This window comes from Duganella sp. Root1480D1 (genome assembly GCF_001427305.1).
In the GTDB taxonomy this organism is placed as follows: Bacteria; Pseudomonadota; Gammaproteobacteria; order Burkholderiales; family Burkholderiaceae_D; genus Rugamonas.
This window is the reverse complement of sequence record NZ_LMFZ01000003.1, coordinates 108,715-127,033: the sequence shown is the minus strand read 5'-3', so window position 1 is coordinate 127,033 and position 18,319 is coordinate 108,715. Positions and strand designations below refer to the sequence as shown.

The 18,319-nt window shown below is 60.8% G+C and carries 17 protein-coding genes and 1 pseudogene; 4 read left to right on the top strand and 14 right to left on the bottom strand.

Going from position 1 to position 18,319, the window contains the following annotated elements; all coding sequences use genetic code 11:
* Nucleotides 1-4: 4 nt before the first annotated feature.
* Together ASD58_RS05220 and ASD58_RS05215 are read left to right on the top strand one after the other, a co-directional pair.
* Nucleotides 5-484: a nitrate reductase cytochrome c-type subunit gene (locus tag ASD58_RS05220; protein ID WP_057260045.1), complete on the top strand. Its 480-nt coding sequence runs from the start codon at nt 5-7 to the stop codon at nt 482-484.
* 11 nt (nt 485-495) lie between these two features.
* The gene (locus tag ASD58_RS05215; RefSeq protein WP_057260044.1) at nt 496-1,077 is read left to right on the top strand and encodes a cytochrome c3 family protein; all 582 of its coding nucleotides are present in this window, start codon (nt 496-498) and stop codon (nt 1,075-1,077) included.
* Here the strand turns inward: ASD58_RS05215 and ASD58_RS05210 are convergent.
* Nucleotides 1,063-2,004, bottom strand: a complete 942-nt coding sequence (locus tag ASD58_RS05210) for a GlxA family transcriptional regulator (protein WP_057260043.1) — start codon at nt 2,002-2,004, stop codon at nt 1,063-1,065. The genes ASD58_RS05215 and ASD58_RS05210 overlap by 15 nt on opposite strands.
* Nucleotides 2,005-2,102: 98 nt before the next feature.
* Between ASD58_RS05210 and ASD58_RS05205 the strand changes: the two genes are divergently transcribed.
* On the top strand, nt 2,103-2,738 hold the full coding sequence (locus ASD58_RS05205) for a cysteine hydrolase family protein (RefSeq protein ID WP_057260042.1): 636 nt from the start codon (nt 2,103-2,105) through the stop codon (nt 2,736-2,738).
* On the opposite strand, the gene ASD58_RS05200 is transcribed toward ASD58_RS05205, so the two are convergent.
* The 5 genes from ASD58_RS05200 to ASD58_RS05180 form a co-directional block, all read right to left on the bottom strand.
* Nucleotides 2,684-2,995, bottom strand: coding sequence for a hypothetical protein (locus tag ASD58_RS05200; RefSeq protein ID WP_156401168.1), 312 nt, complete (start codon nt 2,993-2,995; stop codon nt 2,684-2,686). The genes ASD58_RS05205 and ASD58_RS05200 overlap by 55 nt on opposite strands.
* 112 nt (nt 2,996-3,107) lie before the next feature.
* Entirely contained in the window at nt 3,108-4,034 is a 927-nt protein-coding gene (locus ASD58_RS05195) for a Gfo/Idh/MocA family protein (RefSeq protein WP_057260040.1), read from the bottom strand.
* Nucleotides 4,035-4,046: 12 nt separating this feature from the next.
* Nucleotides 4,047-6,464 carry a beta-galactosidase gene (locus ASD58_RS05190; protein WP_229209898.1) on the bottom strand — a complete coding sequence of 806 codons (2,418 nt, stop codon included), beginning with the start codon at nt 6,462-6,464 and terminating at the stop codon, nt 4,047-4,049.
* Nucleotides 6,465-6,507: 43 nt separating this feature from the next.
* Complete coding sequence (locus tag ASD58_RS05185; protein ID WP_057260039.1) at nt 6,508-9,093, bottom strand: TonB-dependent receptor; 2,586 nt, start codon at nt 9,091-9,093, stop codon at nt 6,508-6,510.
* Nucleotides 9,094-9,137: 44 nt separating this feature from the next.
* Nucleotides 9,138-10,805 (bottom strand): sodium/solute symporter, encoded by a 1,668-nt coding sequence (locus ASD58_RS05180; protein WP_057260038.1) that lies wholly within the window; start codon nt 10,803-10,805, stop codon nt 9,138-9,140.
* Between the two features lie 273 nt (nt 10,806-11,078).
* Here ASD58_RS05180 and ASD58_RS05175 point away from each other — a divergent pair.
* Nucleotides 11,079-13,148 (top strand): annotated as a pseudogene (locus ASD58_RS05175) (TonB-dependent receptor).
* On the opposite strand, the gene ASD58_RS05170 reads toward ASD58_RS05175, so the two are convergent.
* The 8 genes from ASD58_RS05170 to ASD58_RS05135 all read right to left on the bottom strand — a co-directional run bounded on the left by ASD58_RS05170 (nt 13,145) and on the right by ASD58_RS05135 (nt 18,315).
* Nucleotides 13,145-13,648: a hypothetical protein gene (locus tag ASD58_RS05170; RefSeq protein WP_057260037.1), complete on the bottom strand. Its 504-nt coding sequence runs from the start codon at nt 13,646-13,648 to the stop codon at nt 13,145-13,147. The pseudogene ASD58_RS05175 and the gene ASD58_RS05170 sit on opposite strands and share 4 nt — an antisense overlap.
* Before the next feature lie 18 nt (nt 13,649-13,666).
* Complete coding sequence (locus ASD58_RS05165; RefSeq protein ID WP_057260036.1) at nt 13,667-14,746, bottom strand: hypothetical protein; 1,080 nt, start codon at nt 14,744-14,746, stop codon at nt 13,667-13,669.
* A gap of 165 nt (nt 14,747-14,911) precedes the next feature.
* Nucleotides 14,912-15,403, bottom strand: a complete 492-nt coding sequence (locus tag ASD58_RS05160; RefSeq protein WP_057260035.1) for a hypothetical protein — start codon at nt 15,401-15,403, stop codon at nt 14,912-14,914.
* A 74-nt stretch (nt 15,404-15,477) separates the two neighbouring features.
* Entirely contained in the window at nt 15,478-16,200 is a 723-nt protein-coding gene (locus ASD58_RS05155) for an ABC transporter substrate-binding protein (protein ID WP_162252985.1), read from the bottom strand.
* Between the two features lie 64 nt (nt 16,201-16,264).
* Complete coding sequence (locus ASD58_RS05150) at nt 16,265-16,624, bottom strand: hypothetical protein (protein ID WP_057260033.1); 360 nt, start codon at nt 16,622-16,624, stop codon at nt 16,265-16,267.
* A gap of 54 nt (nt 16,625-16,678) precedes the next feature.
* Complete coding sequence (locus tag ASD58_RS05145; RefSeq protein ID WP_057260032.1) at nt 16,679-17,185, bottom strand: hypothetical protein; 507 nt, start codon at nt 17,183-17,185, stop codon at nt 16,679-16,681.
* Between the two features lie 541 nt (nt 17,186-17,726).
* On the bottom strand, nt 17,727-17,936 hold the full coding sequence (locus tag ASD58_RS31100) for a hypothetical protein (protein ID WP_156401167.1): 210 nt from the start codon (nt 17,934-17,936) through the stop codon (nt 17,727-17,729).
* A gap of 34 nt (nt 17,937-17,970) precedes the next feature.
* Entirely contained in the window at nt 17,971-18,315 is a 345-nt protein-coding gene (locus tag ASD58_RS05135; protein ID WP_057260030.1) for a hypothetical protein, read from the bottom strand.
* Between the last annotated feature and the right edge of the window lie 4 nt (nt 18,316-18,319).

Sequence of the window (18,319 nt, the reverse complement as noted above, 5' to 3'; positions counted from 1 at the left end):
AGCCATGGCCATGAAAAAACTTGCATTCCTTCTCGCTTTCCTGCTGCCGCTGTCGCTGTTCGCCCAAACGCCGGCCCCGCGCGCCCTCGACAATATGCGCGGCCCGACGCCGCTGGCCGAAACCACCAAGCCGGCACCGATGGTCAATCCGGATAACAGCGATATCCGGCGCGTGCGCAATTACTCCATGCAACCGCCGGTCATCCCGCACAAGATCGAGGGGTACCAGACCGACAAGAGCGCCAACCGCTGCATGATGTGCCACGCCCGTACCCGCACCCAGGAAAGCCAGGCGCCGATGATCAGCGTGACGCACTTCCAGAACCGTGACGGCAATTTCCTCGCCGAGCTGTCGCCACGCCGCTATTTCTGCCTGCAATGCCACGTGCCGCAAGCGAACCTTGAGCCGCTGGTGCCCAACCAGTTCAAGGACGTCGACACGATGCTGAACCAGGCGCCGGCCGCGCCGGCCAAGCATAAATAAAGGGTGACGTCATGTTCAAGTTGATTAAAAACTACTGGAACGTCCTGCGCCGCCCAAGCATGCACCTTAGCCTGGGCTTCCTGGTGATCGGTTCCTTCGTCGCTGGCGTGGTGTTCTGGGGCGGCTTCAACACCGCCATGGAAGCCACCAACACGGAAAAATTCTGTACCGGCTGCCATGAAATGCGCGACAACGTCTATCCGGAATTGCAGCGCACCATCCACTTCGCCAACCGCACCGGGGTGCGCGCCAAGTGCTCCGATTGCCACGTTCCGCACGAGTGGACCAGCAAGATCGCCCGCAAGATGCAGGCTTCCAAGGAAGTGTGGGGCAAGGTGTTCGGCACCATCGACACCCGCGAAAAATTCGAGGCGCACCGCATCCAGTTGGCGGGCAATGAGTGGCGAAGGATGAAGGCGAACAATTCGCTCGAATGCCGCAACTGCCACCAGTTCGATTCGATGGACTTCACGCGCCAGAGCAAGCGCGCGGTGGACGCCCACTCGACCCAGCTTGCCAGCGGCGAGAAGACCTGCATCGACTGCCACAAGGGCATTGCGCATACCCTGCCCGATATGTCAGGCGTCAAATAGCTTGCGGTAAGCCGAGGGCGAGCTATGGAAGGCGGCACGGAAGTGCTGCCTTAACGATAGCGCGCTGCCAAAGCCGGCCGCCTGCGCCACCGCTTCGATCGATGCGTCGCTGGTTTCCAGCATGCGCTGGGCATGGGCCAGGCGCTGGTTCAGCAGCCATTGCTTGAACGAGGTGCCGGTGGCTTGCCGGAAATGGCGGGTGAAATTGCGGCGGCTCATGGCGGCACGTTCCGCCAGCGCATCCAGGCTGTGTTCTTCCGCCAGGCGGTACTGTACCCAGTCCAGCACTTGCGCCAGGCGGCTATCGCTGGCGGTGACCGGTACCGGGCGGTTGATGAATTGCGCCTGCCCTCCTTCACGGTGCGGCGCCACCAGCAGGCGGCGCGCCACCATGTTCGCGTAATCGGCGCCCTGCAGCTTGCGCAGCAGGTAGAGCGAGCAGTCCAGGCTCGCTGCCGCACCGGCCGACGTCAGCACGTCGCCTTCATCCACATACAGGACTTCCTCATCGACCTTCACCTGCGGGCAGCGTTCTGCCAACTGGGCGGCAAACGCCCAATGCGTGGCGACCGTGCGGCCATCGACCAGGCCCGCTTCCGCCACCGGGAACGCGCCCAGGCACAGGCCGACGATGGTTGAGCCGCGCGCGTGGGCCCGCCGCAGCGCCTGCAACAGGACGGGCGGCGACGGCCGGCAGTCGTCGTGCCAGGTCGGCATGATGACGATGTCTGCCCCATCCAGGGCACGCAGGCTTTTGCTGGTAGCGATTTCGAAGCCCGCCGTGGTGCGCATGGGTCCCTTTTCGGCGGCGCAGACCGTCACATCGTACAAATGCGCGGCATGAGGCCCGCCGAACACCAGGCACGGCACCGACAGGTGGAACGGGGTGATGCCGTCGAAGGCAATAATGGCCACTTTTTTACGCATGGCCCGATTATATCGCACATTGTCTCTTGGGCCACTGTTGCGATTCCGGCGCCGGGCGCAAAATCTCTTCCATCAACAACCCAAATGGAGGAAACACCATGCCACGCCGCGCCCTGATCGTGATCGACGTACAAAACGAATATTTCACCGGCAAGCTGCCGATCGAATACCCGCCGGTCGAGCAATCGCTGCCGAATATAGTCCAGGCCATGAAGGTGGCACGCGAAAGCGGCGTACCCGTGGTGGTGGTGCAGCACGACACGCCGGCCGGCGCGCCTGTGTTTGCAGTCGGTTCGGATGGCTGGCAACTGCATCCTGAAGTGGCTGCGCTGGGCGCCGACTATGTCGTCAACAAGAAAATGGCCAGCAGCTTCACCGGCACTGGCCTGGCCCAATGGCTGGCCGATAATGGGATCGACACGCTTTCCATCGCCGGCTATATGACCCACAACTGCAATGCTTCCACCATCATCGAAGCGGCGCATATGGGGCTGGCGGTGGAATACCTGTCCGACGCTACCGGCTCGCTGCCGTATGAAAACGCGGCAGGCCGCGCGACGGCCGAAGAAATCCATCGCATCTTCAGCGTGGTGTTCCACTCCAATTTTGCGGCCGTGACGACCACGCGCGAATGGGCCGATGCAGTCAGCACCAAGCAGGCACTGGCGAAAGACAATATCTACTTGTCCAATTCGCGCGCCCGTGACAGCTTGGGCCGCGCTTCGTCGGTCTGACGCTTGCCTGCAGGGCCGGTCGCCGACTCTTGCGAGCCGGCGTGCTGGTCCTGCTGCATGCTGGCGCCACCCTCGGTACGTTGGCGCATCCGTTGCGCCGATTGACGCGCTGCCCAGCCGGTTTGCTGGCTGGCCAGGCCGCCGCGCTCACCTGCGCCGGTGGTACCGGGCTGCCGGGTACCGCTGCCGCGCTGCTCGTTGCCCGGCTCCACTCCGGGTGCGCGCGCTTTCAGGCTGCCGGGCGCGACGGGGTTCATTTTCTCCTTGCTGACCATGGCAATGTCCTCCTGCTGATGGATGCTGCCATGGTGCGCCCGTTGCCCGATTGCCTGTATCGGCCCTGGGGAGCAGGCGTTGTAGGAGATTGCCTTACTCGTAGTATGGCTCTGCGCTATGGAGTTTGCCGACGAGGAAAGCGTCGGCGACCGCTTGCAGCGGAGTGAGGTCGACGTCGGAACGGCCTTCGGCAACCAGTTGGCGGAAGTGCTCATACATCGCGGGGTACTCACGCTCCGGTTCGTCGAGCACCGCCTTGCCGTTCACTTCCATGATGCGGCCGCCCAGGTGCAGGGCCATGGTGTCGCCGGCAACCGACTCCACCAGAATGCTCCAGGTTTGCTGGCCCACTTGCAGAAAATCGAACTCGGCGTCGATCGGGACGCCGCGCTCGCTCACCATATCCAGCTCGGCCTGGATCGGCGCGCTGCAATTGGAGGGAACGTGCAAGGCAGCCTTGCGCACCAGCGCATGGCCGCCCAGCAGCCGGGTCAGGATCGACAAGGCATTGATGCCGGGGTCGAACACGCCCATGCCGCCTGCCTCGAAAATCCATTTCTGGCCCGGGTGCCATTGCCGCACGTTTTCCTTCCAGCGGATCTGGATCGACTTGATGGGCCGCGCCAGCATCCAGTTGCGCGCACTTTCCACGCCGGGCGCGAAGCGTGAGTGCCAACCCGCCAAGGCTGTCACGCCATGCCTGGCCGCCGCCGCCGCGATGGACGCAGCCTCGCCCAGCGTTGCTGCCGGAGGCTTCTCCAGGAATACGTGCTTGCCGGCCGCAATCGCTTCGCAGGCAAGCTGGTGCCGCACCTGGGGCGGCGTGCAGATTGCCACCGCCTCGATTTCAGGATGCGCCGCCAGCATGCTCCCCATGTCCGGATAGCGCAGGATGCCGTCTGGCGCACTGGCTGGCGAGCAGCCCGCCACCAGTTCCAGGCCCTTGTTGCCGCGAATTGCGGGGATGTGCTGGTCGACTGCGATCTTGCCCAGGCCAACCAATCCAATTTTCAATGCCATTTCAAACTCCGTTTAGCGGCCAATGTCGACACGATACACCGGCGTTACTTTTACGCCGCGCAGTTCGGCCACCTGCGCCTGCCCGTTGAATGCCGGACGATGTTCCTTCGGAAGGTAGATCGGCGCGTCCGCACGCAAGGGCAGCACGGTCAGTGTCAACGCGCCATGCTCGCGGGCAGGCAGGTTGTTCAGGCCGAACTGCCAGCGCTGGCCGTTGTAATACCAGTCATCCACCATCCGGGTGCCATCGAACAGGCGCGCCACGTCGCCGGTGAAATCGATCTCCAGCAGTGCTGCATCCACGCCTTTCGGACGGGTTGGGCCGAGCGACAACTCCCACGCAGCGGAATTGCCGAAGACTTCCGCATCCGGCAGGATTGCAGCCTTGGCGTTGCCGCCAATTTTAATCGGTGGCACGGGCTGTGCGGCGCGCAGCTCGCGGACCGAAACTGCGAGCGGCTGCTCCGGCAGCGTTGCCTCAACCACCTGGAACAGGCCATCCTTGCCGCTCGCTTTCAGCGCCGCACTGCCCTTCAGCGGCAACGGCAAAGCCGGGAACACGGCGGCACGGAAGGCCGGCTTGCCCGCCGAGCGTAACACCAGCTTGCCATTGGCAAAGTGCGCCTGGCTGTCGCTGACGACCAGCCGGCGCTCGCCCTGCAGTTGGCCGATCGCCAGTCGGCGCGCCTGCTGCTGCGACAGGACCAGCACCGTTACCGGCCGCTTGCCGGCACAGTCCAGCGTGAGCGCGGCGTCAAGGCCAGGCTGGATGCCGTCCACCAGCAAGCCTGCCGCCGCATCGGACACCCGCCCCTGCGGCGCCTTCACGCAGCCGCGTACCGCGCCGTCCAGCGCGAATTCGGGGGCAACGCCATCCTGCGCAGCGAACACGTACACACTGCCTGCCTTGCCGCGCTCCAGCCGCGCCACCGGTTGCACGGTAGCGTATTGCAGGCGGTAGCCGTCCAGGTCGAAATTGATCGGCCAGAAGAAATAGCTGCCCGCCGCGATATCCACCGGCTGGCGCGGCAGCGTAACGGTCTGCCCGGCCAGCTTTACCGCAAACTGCACCTGCTTTTGCGCCGGCAGCGCATACTGCCGGATATGGCCGTTATAGAACAGGAAGGCCTGATCGCCCTTGCTGCGCACCGACCAGCGCGGCGCCGACAGGTCGCCTGGATCGGCTGGCACCACGGCCGGCTTGCGCACGGTCATTGGCGCCAGGCGCGTCCCGAAGTCGTTCATGAAGTAATGGAACGGCCGCAGGTAGGCCAGTACTTCCCGCTGCTGCCCATCCGGGCCAAGCGGCGCGTTGAAGTCGTAGTTGATGGCGGGCGTATCGTTGTAACCGCCAGTGCGCGTGCTCTCTTCCATCGTCGTCATGCCGGCCGGGTTACGGCCGCCATGGAACATGTAATAGCCCATCAGGTTCACGCCGGAGCCCAGCTGCACCGGCAGGGTCGAGGCGATATCGTCGGGCGACACCAGCGTGCGGCGGCGATACATGGCCGGCAGGCCGGCGCCGTATTCCGCGCCGAGGAAAGGCGTGCGGTCCATATCGGTTTCCGCCGTACCCTGCTGCGTGGCGCGCGTTTGAGCACCGAGGTCGCCGCTGACACGGGTGTCGAAGCGGAAAGCGTAGGTTTCCTTCGGCGGCAGCTCGCCAGTACTGGTGGCCCAGGGTTCGTCCTGGTAGCCGCCAAACACCGGTACTACTTCGCCCGACGGATACAAGGTCTGGTCCCAGCCGGTGACGGTGTAGAACGGCACGTCGATGCCTGCCTTCACCGCCATGCCCTTCAGCGTGGCGATGTGCTGCGCGCCGCGCCCCGGCCCGGCCAGGTTGTACTCGTTTTCGATCTGCGCGCCGATCACAGGGCCGCCCTGCTTCCACTGCAAGCCGTCCACCTGCTTCGCGATCTCGCGGTAGAAGCGGTCCACGTATTTCAGGTATTGCGGGTCGTCCTGGCGGGTCGGCATGGCGTCGACCACCCAGTCCGGAATGCCGCCGTAACGCACTTCCGCGTGCGACCAGGGGCCAACGCGTATCCACACCTCCAGCCCGGCCTTGTTGGCCAACTGGATGAAGCGCCGCAGGTCGCGGTTGCCGCTCCAGTTGAACTTACCTTCCTTTTCCTCGTGGTGGTTCCAGATAATGTAGCTGGCCACCACATTGATGCCGGCCGACTTCATCTTGGCCAGTTCGGATTCCCAGCTTTCGGCCGGGCTGCGCGAATAATGGAATTCGCCCATCACAGGCAGCCAGGGCTGGCCGTCACGCGTCAGGTATTGGCTATTGATGCCAAGGACATGGCCGCCGGGGGCCACGGCCGTTCCCATCTTGATATGACCGGACAAAGGCGCCGGTGCGGGCGCGCTGGCATCGACTGCCAGCACTTGCCCGGCCTGGGCAGCGTGGGCAAACGCCATCGCAGTTAGGCAAAGTGTGTTACGGATCATCGGCATGCCCCAATCAGAACTTGTAGCTCAGGCCCAGGTTGTAGCGGCGGCCATATTCCATCACATTCTGCATGTATGGATTATTGGACTGGGTTTCCACCACTTTCTGGTTGGTGATGTTGTCCAGGCCGAGGCGCAGTTGCAACTGCGGGGTCAGCCACTTCGAGAAATTGGCGGAGACATAGGTCTCGGCTGGGTTCTCGATCATGTAGCCGGCGGTCCAGCGCGGCATGCGCACGAAGGCGCTGTGGTAGTTGGCCGACAGGCGCGCTTCGTAACCTGCCTTTTCGTACCAGAGGGTCAGGCCGCCATTACGCTTCATCAGGCCCACCATCGGGTAGTCGTTGGTGTACTCCTTGATGTCGCTGTCGTTGTACGAGAAGTTCGCCGCCACGCCCAAGCCGTCGAACGGCGCCGGCAGGCTGGTGAAGGCGTGCTGCGCCACCAGTTCCAGGCCGCGCACGTTGCCGCCCTTGCCGTTCACGGAACGGGTCAGCGTTGCGGCGCGGCCGTTGACGGTGGTGTTGTCGGTGGTGATGCCGATATAGTCCGACACCTTCTTGTAGAACACGCCGGCCGACAGCAGCGAACCCTTGTCGAAGTAATACTGCCACGACAGGTCAACCTGGTTCGACATCATCGGCAACAGGCCAGGATTGCCTGCGCTGCCGGTGATCGGCTGCTGCGAGCCCGGGTTGGTATCGATCGCCAGTTGGCGCGATGCGCGCATTTCATCCATCGGCGCACGCGACATGGCGCGCGCCACGCTGAAGCGCACCTGCTGCTTTTGTGCCTGGTCCAGGTTGAAGATCAGGTTCACGCTAGGCAGCACGCGGGTGTACGATGCACCGCCCTCCGCCGGGGTTGGCGCCGCGCCGTTGATCGACTCCATGCCGCTGCCGGTCTGTTTGGTATGCACCACGCGCACGCCGGCATTGCCGCGGAAGGTCTTGCCGAACAATTCGCCTTCCAGGTCGGCCTGGGCGTAGACGCTGCTGTTCTTTTCCTTGACCTTCCAGCCGGCCAGCAGGTCGTTCGCGGTCGGGGTACGGCCATCCGGACTGAAGGCGTCGGCGCCCCACAGCGCGGTGGCAGCGCCCATGAAGTCTTTCAGCACGATGAACGGTGCAAAGCCCGATACGTTCACCGTTTCATATGCCGAGGCCGGGATGGCGCTATTGGAAGGCAGGTTCCACGTCGTCTGGTGGTACTTTTTCTCGCGGTCGGCAAAGCGCGCGCCGAACTTGATGCGGCTTACCATGCCGGCATCCAGTGGACGCCAGGCGCTCAGTTGCGCAGAGCTCAGGCGGTCGTCGACATGGCCGTCGGTATCCACGTACAGGGTCGGATTGCCGAAGGCGGCCGGGTTGCCCGAATCGTGGCTGAAGCTGAAGTCCTGCGTTTCATCGCCGGTGAAGGCCCACTTGATGGTGCCGGGGTTCAGCGAGAACTGTCGCACGTCGCGCCAGGCGCTGTCGCGGCCAGCCGACGAAGTAGCGATGTCGGCATCGATTTTCCATTCGCCGACATTGAACTTGCCGTTCAGGCCCGCAGCCAGGTTGTCCATGTCCTGCGTCCACAGCGTGCTGTTGGTGGTCAGGCCGACGTTGTTCACGGTAGCGCCGACTACGTAGCCGTTGCGGATGTCGAGGTTCGAATAGTTCGCGCTCTGCCAGCCATCCCAGTTACCGAGGTCGCCGGTCCAGTGCGACATGGCCGGTTCGCGGATCTTGTTCTTGGCGTAGTACACGTCGGCGGTGATCAGCGCATCCGGGCTGGCCTTCCATTCCACCTTGCCCAGCACGCTGCCGCGCTCATTGGTGCCGCGTTTGAGTTCAGTTTCGAAGCCCCACGGAGTCTTGTCCACCTTGCCGTCGCCATCGATGTCGGCCGAATGGTCTTCGTTGAAGCCCCAGTGGTTCTTGCGCTTTTCCACCGAGGGCTGCTTCTGGTAGCTGAAGGCCAGCGCCACGCCAACGTTCTTGTCCGCGTATTGGTCGATATAGATGCCGCCCAGGCGGGGACGAACTGCCTTGGCATCGAGGTCGCGCGCTTCCGGATAGTACAGGGCATCGGCCTTCAGCGAAGCCTGGCGGCCGTTGTATTTGAGCGGAGACACGGTTTGCAGGTCGATGCTGGAGGCGACGCCGCCTTCCACCAGGTCGGCATTCTGGGTCTTGTAGACGATGGCGCCGGACAGCGATTCCGACGGAAACTGCTCGAAGCGCACCGCACGATTCGGCTCGGACGACGCCAGTTCGCGTCCGTTCAGGGTGGCGCCGATAAAGCGCTCGCCCATGCCGCGCGCCACGATCTGGCTGGCATTGCCGCGATCCAGGCCGGCTGCCAGGCCTGGCAGCCGGGCCAGCGATTCGGCGATAGTGGTATCCGGCAGCTTGCCGATGTCTTCGGACGCCACGACTTCCACCATGCTGTTCGAGTTTTCCTTGACGCTCAGGGCACTGCGCACCGAAGCGCGGATGCCGGAAACGGTAACCTTCTGGACCGATGGCTCCTCCGCTTGCTGCGCAAAGGCGGCAGGGATTGCAGGGAGCAGGAACAGCGACTTCACCAGCAAACTGATTTTCTTCTGCTTCATGATTCTTTCATTTTCTCCGTAGTTTTTTTATGTGATTCGTTGTGTTACCAGAGTGCCCCGTAGATCACGGCCAGCATCACGCACACCACTGCCGATCCGATGGCAAAGCCACGGTCTACGCGGAACAGTTGACGATCCACTACCATGGCCTTCGCCTCGCCATCACGCCTTCCCATAAGGCTGATCAGCACCATGCCGGCCACCACAGCCCAGAACACCAGGAACATGCGGTCAATGAACGGGATTTCGTAGACACCGCTGCCGTTGTCGGCAGCAAAACCGATAGGTGCCAGGAAGTGCAGGTCCATCATCGTTGGCAGGAACTTGAGGACGATCGAGAACACCAGCCCGCCCACGGTTGCAAACATGGCGGCTGCGTTGGTCGCTTTCTTCCAGAAGAAACCAAGCAGGAACATGGCCAGGATGCCCGGCGAGACAAAGCCGGTGTATTCCTGGATGTACTGGAAACCGCCCTTCTTGTCGATGCCCAGCATCGGCGCGATCAGCACCGCAATTGCCATCGACGCCACCACGGTAAGGCGGCCGACCCACACCATGCGCTCTTCGCTCGCTGCGGGTGCAAATTTTTTACGATAGATATCCAGCGTGAAGATGGTGGCGATGCTGTTTGCCTTGCCGGCCAGCGAGGCCACCACCGCGGCGGTAAGGGCCGCAAACGCCACGCCGCGCAAGCCATCCGGCAGCAATGCCAGCAGCGTTGGATAAGCGCGGTCGGGATTCAGCTCGCCGCCCTGGCGCAGGGCTCCGCCGAGTGCGCCTGCCTGGTCCAGTGCGAAGGCAGCGATGCCCGGCAACACCACGATCACAGGCATCAGCAATTTCAGGAAGGCGGCAAACAGCAGGCCTTTGCGCGCAGTCGGCAGGTCCGCGCCCAGCGCACGCTGCGTGATGTACTGGTTGCAGCCCCAGTAATTCAGGTTGGCGATCCAGATGCCGCCCAGGAGGATGCTCAGGCCCGGCAAGTCCATATAGCTTGGATGGTCGCGCGTCAGCACCATGTCGAAATGGCCTCGGGCACGGGCGAACAGTTCGGTCGTGCCGTGCAACGCGCCCTTGCCTCCGCCCAGGCTCGCCACCAGGTCGAGCGCGATCCAGGTCGTCACCAGGCCGCCAATCACCAGGCATACCACCTGGATCACGTCGGTGTAACCGATAACCTTCATGCCGCCCAGCGTGATGACCGTCGCGAACACCGCCAGGAACAGCATGCAGGCGCCCACGCTCAAGCCGGAAATGCTGCTGATCGCAATCGCACCGAGGTAGAGGATCGAGGTCAGGTTGACCACGATGTACAGCCCGAGCCAGAACAGCGCCATGGTCATCGCCACGCCCTTGCCGTAACGCTGCTCCAGGAACTGCGGCATGGTGTAGATGTGGTTCTTCAGGTAGACCGGCATGAAGAACACCGCCACGATGATCAGCGTTGCCGCCGCCATCAATTCATACACTGCAATGGCCATGCCGATCTTGAAGCCGGAGCCGCTCATGCCGATGAACTGCTCGGCGGAGATATTGGAGGCGATCAGCGAGGCGCCGATCGCCCACCAGGTCAGCGAGCCTTCAGCCAGGAAGTAGTCGCGCGAGGCAGAGCCGGAGCTGCTGTTCTTGCGGCGGTAGACCCAGACGCCGTAAGCCGCGACCACGGCGAAATAAATAAGGAAGACGATAGAGTCCAGCGATGTGATTTTCATGACGTGTGTCTCGGTTTGCAAATGCACGGGAAACATTTGCTTATCATTAATACGGGTAGATTAACGAATTGGCTATTCCGTAGTTATGAGGAATAACCATTGAGCTATGATTTTATGGAATAGCTGAGGCGGGACATCGTTGACACTGGCACCTCACACAATGATAATGCGAAGCATTCTCAACTAGCCAGCCAGTCGTGCACCCGATGCGTGGAGAGCCAGCCCCGGTCAATCAAGGAGCTCTCCGTGCAGTCATATCAGTTAGCAGCCCTCATGCTGGGCATATCGGCGCAATCGCAAGCCCAGGAACAGGTGGGGCTGGTGATCGAACCAGTCATCATCCAGGCATCGCGTTCGAATATCGAAGCGGACCGGGCGCCACTGACGGTGCTCGTGATCGACAAAAAAGCCATCGAACGGCAACTGGCCATCTCGGGCAATTCATCCGATGTATTGAGCAGCATCCTGCCCTCCTACACGCCCAGCCGCGGCAAGATGAACGGTTCCGGCGAAACGCTGCGCGGCCGCACACCCGTGATCCTGGTCGACGGCGTGCCGCAATCGAATCCGGTGCGGCCGACCGGGCGCGAAGCACACACCATCGACTACTCGATGGTGGAGCGCATTGAGATCGTGCAGGGTCCGAATGCCATCAACGGCCTGGGCGCCACCGGCGGCACCATCAACATCATCACCCGCCGTCCGGAAAAAGGAACGATGAACCAGCACGCCGACATGCAGGTCACCGCGCCTACCACCGGCACAAAGGGCGACACCCTGAGCTACAAGACCAGCTACCGCATGGACGGCCGCCTGGACAAGCTGGACTACCTGCTTGCCGTTTCCTATGAAGACCAGGGCCTCTACCTGGATGGCAAAGGCCGCGCCATCGGCGTCGACGTGACCCAGGGCGACCTGATGGACTCGCGCAGCTACGATATGCTGGCCAAGATCGGCTACCGGCCGGACGACCAGCAAAAACTGCAGCTTTCCGTCAACCGCTACCGCATCAAGTCCAAAGCCAACTACTTAGGCGTGGCGGGCGACCGCACGCGCGGCATCCCCTCCACCTCGATCGAAGGCACGCCGCCCGGCGTACCGGCCTGGAACGATGTGTGGACCAGTAGTGCCAGCTACAACCATTACGACCTGGCGGGGATGGAATTGTCTGCCATGGTGTTCAACCAGGAATTCGTGGGCCTGTTCGGCGCCGACAAATCGGCCACCTTCCAGGACGTGAAAATCGCCCCGCGCGGCACCCTGTACGACCAGTCGCGCGCGGTCGCTTCCAAGTTCGGCAGCAAAGTCGGCCTGACCAAGGCGGGCCTGCTGGATGGCCGCCTGAAACTGACCGCGGGCTTCGACGCGCTATCAGATAAAGGCAAACAGGATATGTACCTGACCGGGCGCACTTTTGTACCCGAGTCGAAATACCGCAACCTCTCCTTGTTCACGCAGGGCGAGTACAAGGTATTCGACGAGCTGACCCTGCACGCCGGCGTGCGCCGCGAAAAGGCCGACCTGAAGGTGGACAGCTACCGCACGCTGGCGGCATACAACAACACCCTGGTCGAAGGCGGCAAGACCAAGTTCAACGAAACGCTGGCCAATGCCGGCCTGGTATTCACGCCCGTCAAAGACGTCACCGTGTACGCCAGTTATTCCGAAGGCTTCGGCCTGCCTGACATCGGCCGCACCCTGCGCTCCATCAATACGCCGGGGCAGAGCATTGGCAATATGCGCAACCTGGAGCCGATACTGACCGAAGGGATGGAACTCGGCACCCGCGTGCGCAAGGGCGACTGAGCCCTGGACGCCGCCTACTACCGCTCCGATTCGGATTTCGGGGCGCGCGTAATATCGGCCAACGGCGTGTTCATGATGGCGCGGGAGAAGACCCGCCTGGAGGGTTACGATGCCAGTGCAACTTATCGCATCAGCAAGGCGCACCGCGCCAGCCTGGCCTATGCCTATACCAAGGGCCGCTACGACAGCAATGGCGACGGCAGCCTGGATGCCAGGCTCGATGGCTTGAACGTGGCGCCGAACCGGCTGATCGCAAGCTGGAACGCCAACTGGAGCGACAAGCTTTCTTCCTTCATCCAGGTGCAGCACGCCTTCAGCCAGGATTTTGACGATCCAGCCAAGGAGTTCAGCGGCTATACGCTGGCCGACGCATCCCTCAGCTACAAGCTGGGCAAAGGCGCACTGCGTATCGGCATAGGCAACTTGTTCGACAAGGACTACATCACTTACTACTCGCAAAGCGCCCTGGTTGAACCGGCCCGCTATTTCGCGGGCCGCGGACGCAGCGTCACGCTGGGCTATTCGCTCGACCTCTAAGCAGTGCGCGCCGGGACAGGCAAACTCGCTTCGACTGGAATCTTCTGGCTGGCCCAGTAACCGTAATCGACATGGATGTTTTCCATGAGTTCGAACAGGCTGGTTCCCTGGTTGGTCAACAAAAGCATCCATTGCGAAAAGAAGTTGCCCTGCTTTTCCGCCATCTTGGACATGGTGTTGGCATTGCGGATCAGGGCGAAATCCTCGGCCAGGATCGCGCAACCCTGGCGCCAGTCGAGATGTTGCTGGTGCAGGCGCTGCATGACCGCCGCCTGAAGCTGGATCCACTCGCCCCAGACTTGCGGATCGGCGAGGCGGCTCGCCAGGCCAGCCGACAGCACACTGTTATGCAGCATGCGCGCGGCCTGCCGCTGCACCAGCGTATTTGCCTTCATCGCATTTTCCAGCGGTGCCAGCGCACTGGCCGGCGCCTCGCGCAAGGCTGGAACGCCTGGTTTATCAATGGTCTTCAAGCCGACAGAAACGGGGAGTTTGCTCATATCGTCCTCCAATGGAACTCAGGCGCACAGCCGGTCGAGCATGGCATGGATCGCCTTGATCTGGACCGCTTCGTGCGAATAATAGTCGGGAGCTTGCGGATCCTGGCTGGTATAGCCCCACCAGTCCCAGCACCCGTCGGGGTTCTGGACAGTGTCATTGTCCATTCCTTCCGCCTGGGGATAGAGCACGATGATGTCATTGCTCTCTGCAATGTGGTTGTAGCCTGTGGTGGTGAAATAGCGGTTGCCGTAGGGCGGCTGGTTGGCGATGTCGGCGCGTCCGTTGACGTAGTCGGTGTAGTTGTAGCCTTGCTTGCAGCCGTGCAGTGCGATGTGCACGCGCGGCTCTTTCACGCGACCCGCGGCCACGTTGGAAGGGATATAGATGTAGCCAAACTGGCTCATGCTGGCCCGGTCCTTCGCATCGGCAAAAAATTCGCTCTGGTCGAAACGCAGCAACTGCCCCGCCAGGCTTTCCGCCGCCGGCTGCAGGTCGCTGTAGATGTGGCGCAGGATGTCGTGCGATTGCATGAAGCCACCGTTGTTGATGTACGGCGGCTGGTTGGTGGCCAGTTCCGAATCTTCGGGATTGTCGGTAATGATGCTATGCCCTGCCGGCACGCTGTCGACATAATGGATATTGGCCGGGTTCACACCCAGCAGCTCATAGAACTTGCGGGTCCGCGCTACCACGTCCGAATCCACCACGTCGTCCGCGCTGCCGGTGAAGATGTAAAGGCGGTCGTCGGCCAGGTTGGTCACCGCATCGATCCGCCCTGCCCTGGCGGTCTCCTGGGCCATGGCCGCCAGCGTTTGCGCGTCCGGTGAAACCTGCGGGATCAGTGGATTCATGCAGATATACAGCGAATTCTCGATGCAAGCGTCTTCCGCGGTCATCACATCGTCCGGCCGGAAAATTTCAGCGCAGCGAAACGGTCCTCCGGCTATGATGCCCGCTCCCGCAAAGCTGGCCGAATGGGCCAGGTGAAGCTGCACTGTCATGAACGCCCCGGATGAAAGGCCGGAGATCGAGTTGTTGCGCCTTGAAGCCTTGTACGAACCGAGTTGGACGACCTTGCTGCTGGAGCTTGCGATCATGCTGTGCCTCCTATTGAAAGGGAACGCCACGCTGGCGTCAGGCGACTATATCGTCACGAAGATCGTCTGCAATTGAGTTCGCGCAAACCCTTTCAGCTTAGCCGTGCAAGGCCCTGCAAAGTGCGCACTTTGTCACGATTGACCTTATGTGCACATGATCTTTTTTCACGTCGACGGCTTGCGGTAGCCTGCTTCCATCCACGCAGTCGCGCTGGCGACGCTCAGCTTGAAATTTGGCGCCACGCGCACTTGCGCCTGTTCTTCGCCAAACGGATCGAAAGCAGTCAGGGTCGCATAGGGATCGTCCTCGTCCGGGGTGATGTCGAGGTTGACGGTGATGTAGGCGGCGCCTTCGGTATGAACGCGCACGCTGCGGTGCAATTGCGCGTGCAGCTGCTGCTCATGGCGACGAATGACTTCGCTGGCGGTCTTGACCAGGGTGTTGAAGGCATTCACGTCCAGCGGCTTGGGATTCTTCTTGTCGCGGCCCATGGTCCAGGGACCAACCAACGCAGGTTCCGCCTCGCCATCCTTGATCATCGCAACGGCCCAGCCATCATCGTCTTCATTCTTGATGACGCGCGCGGTCCAGCCATTGTCTTGCCAGACGCGGTCTTCCTGTACCAGCACTTCCTCTTCCATCAACTCGTCGGTCATCGCGGCTCCAGTGTTAGCTTGCTGAAAATACTGTAATTATATACAGTTATTTGTTTCCGGCAAGTAGTACGGGATCAGTAGCGGCCGGCAGCCAGGTCGGCCATGTACTGGTCGTACTTGCCGCTTTCCTTCAACTTGCGCAGGCCGCGGTTGAAGCGCTCGATATAGCCGGCATTCGCAGCGTCGGCACGGCGCATGATCAGGCGGTATTGGGTGGTGTTGTAGCGGCCTGCTGCCACCGTGATGCCGGCAGCTTCTTCCGGCTTGAACCTGGTGCGCAGGATATAGCGGCCGACATCGAGGCTGGCTGGAACGACGTCGATCCGCCCCGCCACCAGCTTGCGAAAATTGAGTTCTTCGGTCGGCGCGCGGTCCAGGTGGACGCCCGGCACGTCCTCGAAGCGGTATTCATAGCCTGCCACGCCGCCGACACGCAGGCCGGCGAGGTCGGCGTCCCTGTTCCAGCTGAAGCTGTAGCCTTTGCGGTGAAAGAAAACGGATTGGGCCTCAAGCACGGTATCGCTGGACAGGAATTCCCGCGCGCGTTCAGTCGAGGGCGGCCCCACGCTCCAGACCAGCGAGCCGTTCACCACCCCATGCTGGGCTTCGGCATACGCACGCGGCCAGGGGCGGAACACATAGTTGACGGTAATGCCTTCCAGCGCGAAGGCTTCCGTCACGATGCGCGACACGGCACCGTAGTACGGCAATGTCTCGGACAGGTAAGGCAACCACTCGCCATTACTGAGCGTAATGGTCTCCGCCCGCGCCCAAGGTACGGCGAAAACGCAAAACAAGAGAGCCTTCCAGTTCATTGCCCAAGCATAGCGCAGAACCGCGAAGGCTCCTGGATTGCGAGCCTTACTCCCGGCCGAGCGCCCACTGCCCCGCGCCGCCCAGCGCAGTGGCCGAGACGACCAGCAACAGGAACAGCGCATGCAGGTTGCCCAGCACCGGCGCGCCATGAATCCAGCCCAGCACGATCGGCAAACCGACAACCAGGGTCAGCACCGCGCTGGCATAAGGCATCAGGAAGCCAATCATGATCAGCGCACCGCACAGCATCTCGGCCAAGTGCAAGGCCCAGTGGCCGGCGCCACTCAGCGAGGATGGGAAGACGGAATGCCGGATGGCTTCAAAGCCCATGAGGATAGCCATGCCGCCAATGGCAAGGCGGAGGAAGAAACGGGACGCATCGAGACGGGTTTTGGAAACTGCCATTTAAATCTCACGAATATTTGAAAAAGGGACGCGGCGACGCGCAAGAAGCATGGTCTATTTCTTCGGGTTGATGATCTGTTTCAGCAGCACGAACACTTCGTGATGAATGGCTTGTTCATTCGCCTTGAATTCCTGATCAGCCTTGATGTAGGCAGGCTTCTTCAATTCGGCCTGTTCGGCGGGCGTCGCCTTGGGCACGGTCGGGTAGAGTTGAGCGCCACTATTGTAGATGTTGTTCAGCACCTTCTGGCCATAGCTGGACTGGTAGAAGCGCGTCATCTCGGTGACAGTCTCCGGGCTGAGGAGGCGGGCCACCGGTGTCGCCAGCCCGTTGTAGATGGTTTCGGACGGCGTTGCCGTCACTTTATCCATCACCTTCTTGCGCTCGGCATCCGATGGGTAGCGGCTCATGCCGGCGGTCATGCGCATCATTTTCTCGGCTTGCATCGCTACCAGGAGGTCGTGCGTGGCCTTCACCTGTTTGACATCCGGATTCGGGTTAGCTGCTTGAGCGTTCACCGCGAGCGACGCGGCAAGCAGGATAGCGGAGATCAACTTCATATCAAGTCCTTTTGTTGAGTACGAATACAAAAAGCCCCGAGTCTCCTCGAGGCTTTTCGCTTGAATCCAAGAGAGCGCTACGGATTCGAACACGAATGCCAGGCCCAAACACTTCAACCGAGAAGAGGCCCGAAGGAAGCCCCCTAACTTAAGCGCCGGGCCGGCATTGTAACTCGCTTGGTCAGACCACCGCAATTCACTAGTTGGGTATCGCCTATCGGCTGCGAGCAAGCCTGAAATTAGCAGTCATCTGCTGATTGGGGATTTACCATCCTAACCGTAATATCAGCGCGAATCCATGCTCCCTGTTCTGATTTATCAAGTCTGCGATCAAACTCGAAATAGCGCTTGGAAGTTCACCTGCCAAAGATTGACCTGAGGCATTTGGTAACCTGATCGAATCTATTCGCAAGCCCTTCAGGAAATTTGACTTTCAATTGTTGGAGCGTCCGCTGTCTGTCGAAGTACTCGTCATAAAATAACGTCAACTGTAGGATCGTTTCCTCTAACTTGTACTCAAGCCGCTTCGGTTTGAAGCCATTTATTTGATCCAAAAATTCGCACTCAATATCGCTCCCATCCATTTCCCTTGCCAGCGCGATATAGCCCCTTTGTCAAGCCAAACACACAAAGAAGAAAGGTCATCATCATCATCGTCCGTAATCACTTCGACTTTTGACGCCGGTTCGCAAGCGTCTAAGTCAGAATTATCTATCGGCTGCGAACAGCCATGAAAATGGTTGTCTTTCATGGGACGGCGAAGGCTTTCCGGCACCGTCATTCTGTCATCGCTTAAATGTATCAAATTCGCGATAATAGTTGACTTGCTCAATGAACTCTTTCATGCCCTCGGCCCTCCAGTCAACAGATTTTGCAATATGAACAAGCACATTAACAATCATCCATTCCTTCAAATTTTTATCTTTCAAATCAAGTGGCAGTTCCGCACCATCATCGTTCTCATAAACTTCATCATCCTCGAGACTCTGCATATAATCCCAAGGCAAATAATAAAAATCAGCCTTCTGTGGATTTGACAACCAACTTTGCATGTTGGTGTAAATCCATGCTTCCTGCTCCAGCTTCTTTAAGCCAGCAATCAAATCCGAAACAGATTTAAAATACTCCATAAGT

Excerpts from the sequence above, each read along its gene's own strand:
- ASD58_RS05215 (WP_057260044.1), top strand. The coding sequence starts at position 496 with ATGTTCAAGTTGATTAAAAACTACTGGAACGTCCTGCGCCGCCCAAGC.
- ASD58_RS05195 (WP_057260040.1), bottom strand. The coding sequence starts at position 4,034 with ATGGCATTGAAAATTGGATTGGTTGGCCTGGGCAAGATCGCAGTCGAC.
- ASD58_RS05165 (WP_057260036.1), bottom strand. The coding sequence starts at position 14,746 with ATGATCGCAAGCTCCAGCAGCAAGGTCGTCCAACTCGGTTCGTACAAG.
- ASD58_RS05150 (WP_057260033.1), bottom strand. The coding sequence starts at position 16,624 with ATGGCAGTTTCCAAAACCCGTCTCGATGCGTCCCGTTTCTTCCTCCGC.
- ASD58_RS05170 (WP_057260037.1), bottom strand. The coding sequence starts at position 13,648 with ATGAGCAAACTCCCCGTTTCTGTCGGCTTGAAGACCATTGATAAACCA.
- ASD58_RS05185 (WP_057260039.1), bottom strand. The coding sequence starts at position 9,093 with ATGAAGCAGAAGAAAATCAGTTTGCTGGTGAAGTCGCTGTTCCTGCTC.
- ASD58_RS05200 (WP_156401168.1), bottom strand. The coding sequence starts at position 2,995 with ATGAACCCCGTCGCGCCCGGCAGCCTGAAAGCGCGCGCACCCGGAGTG.
- ASD58_RS05145 (WP_057260032.1), bottom strand. The coding sequence starts at position 17,185 with ATGAAGTTGATCTCCGCTATCCTGCTTGCCGCGTCGCTCGCGGTGAAC.
- ASD58_RS05180 (WP_057260038.1), bottom strand. The coding sequence starts at position 10,805 with ATGAAAATCACATCGCTGGACTCTATCGTCTTCCTTATTTATTTCGCC.
- ASD58_RS05190 (WP_229209898.1), bottom strand. The coding sequence starts at position 6,464 with ATGGCGTTTGCCCACGCTGCCCAGGCCGGGCAAGTGCTGGCAGTCGAT.
- ASD58_RS05160 (WP_057260035.1), bottom strand. The coding sequence starts at position 15,403 with ATGACCGACGAGTTGATGGAAGAGGAAGTGCTGGTACAGGAAGACCGC.
- ASD58_RS05205 (WP_057260042.1), top strand. The coding sequence starts at position 2,103 with ATGCCACGCCGCGCCCTGATCGTGATCGACGTACAAAACGAATATTTC.
- ASD58_RS05210 (WP_057260043.1), bottom strand. The coding sequence starts at position 2,004 with ATGCGTAAAAAAGTGGCCATTATTGCCTTCGACGGCATCACCCCGTTC.
- ASD58_RS05220 (WP_057260045.1), top strand. The coding sequence starts at position 5 with ATGGCCATGAAAAAACTTGCATTCCTTCTCGCTTTCCTGCTGCCGCTG.
- ASD58_RS05135 (WP_057260030.1), bottom strand. The coding sequence starts at position 18,315 with ATGGAGTATTTTAAATCTGTTTCGGATTTGATTGCTGGCTTAAAGAAG.
- ASD58_RS31100 (WP_156401167.1), bottom strand. The coding sequence starts at position 17,936 with ATGAAAGACAACCATTTTCATGGCTGTTCGCAGCCGATAGATAATTCT.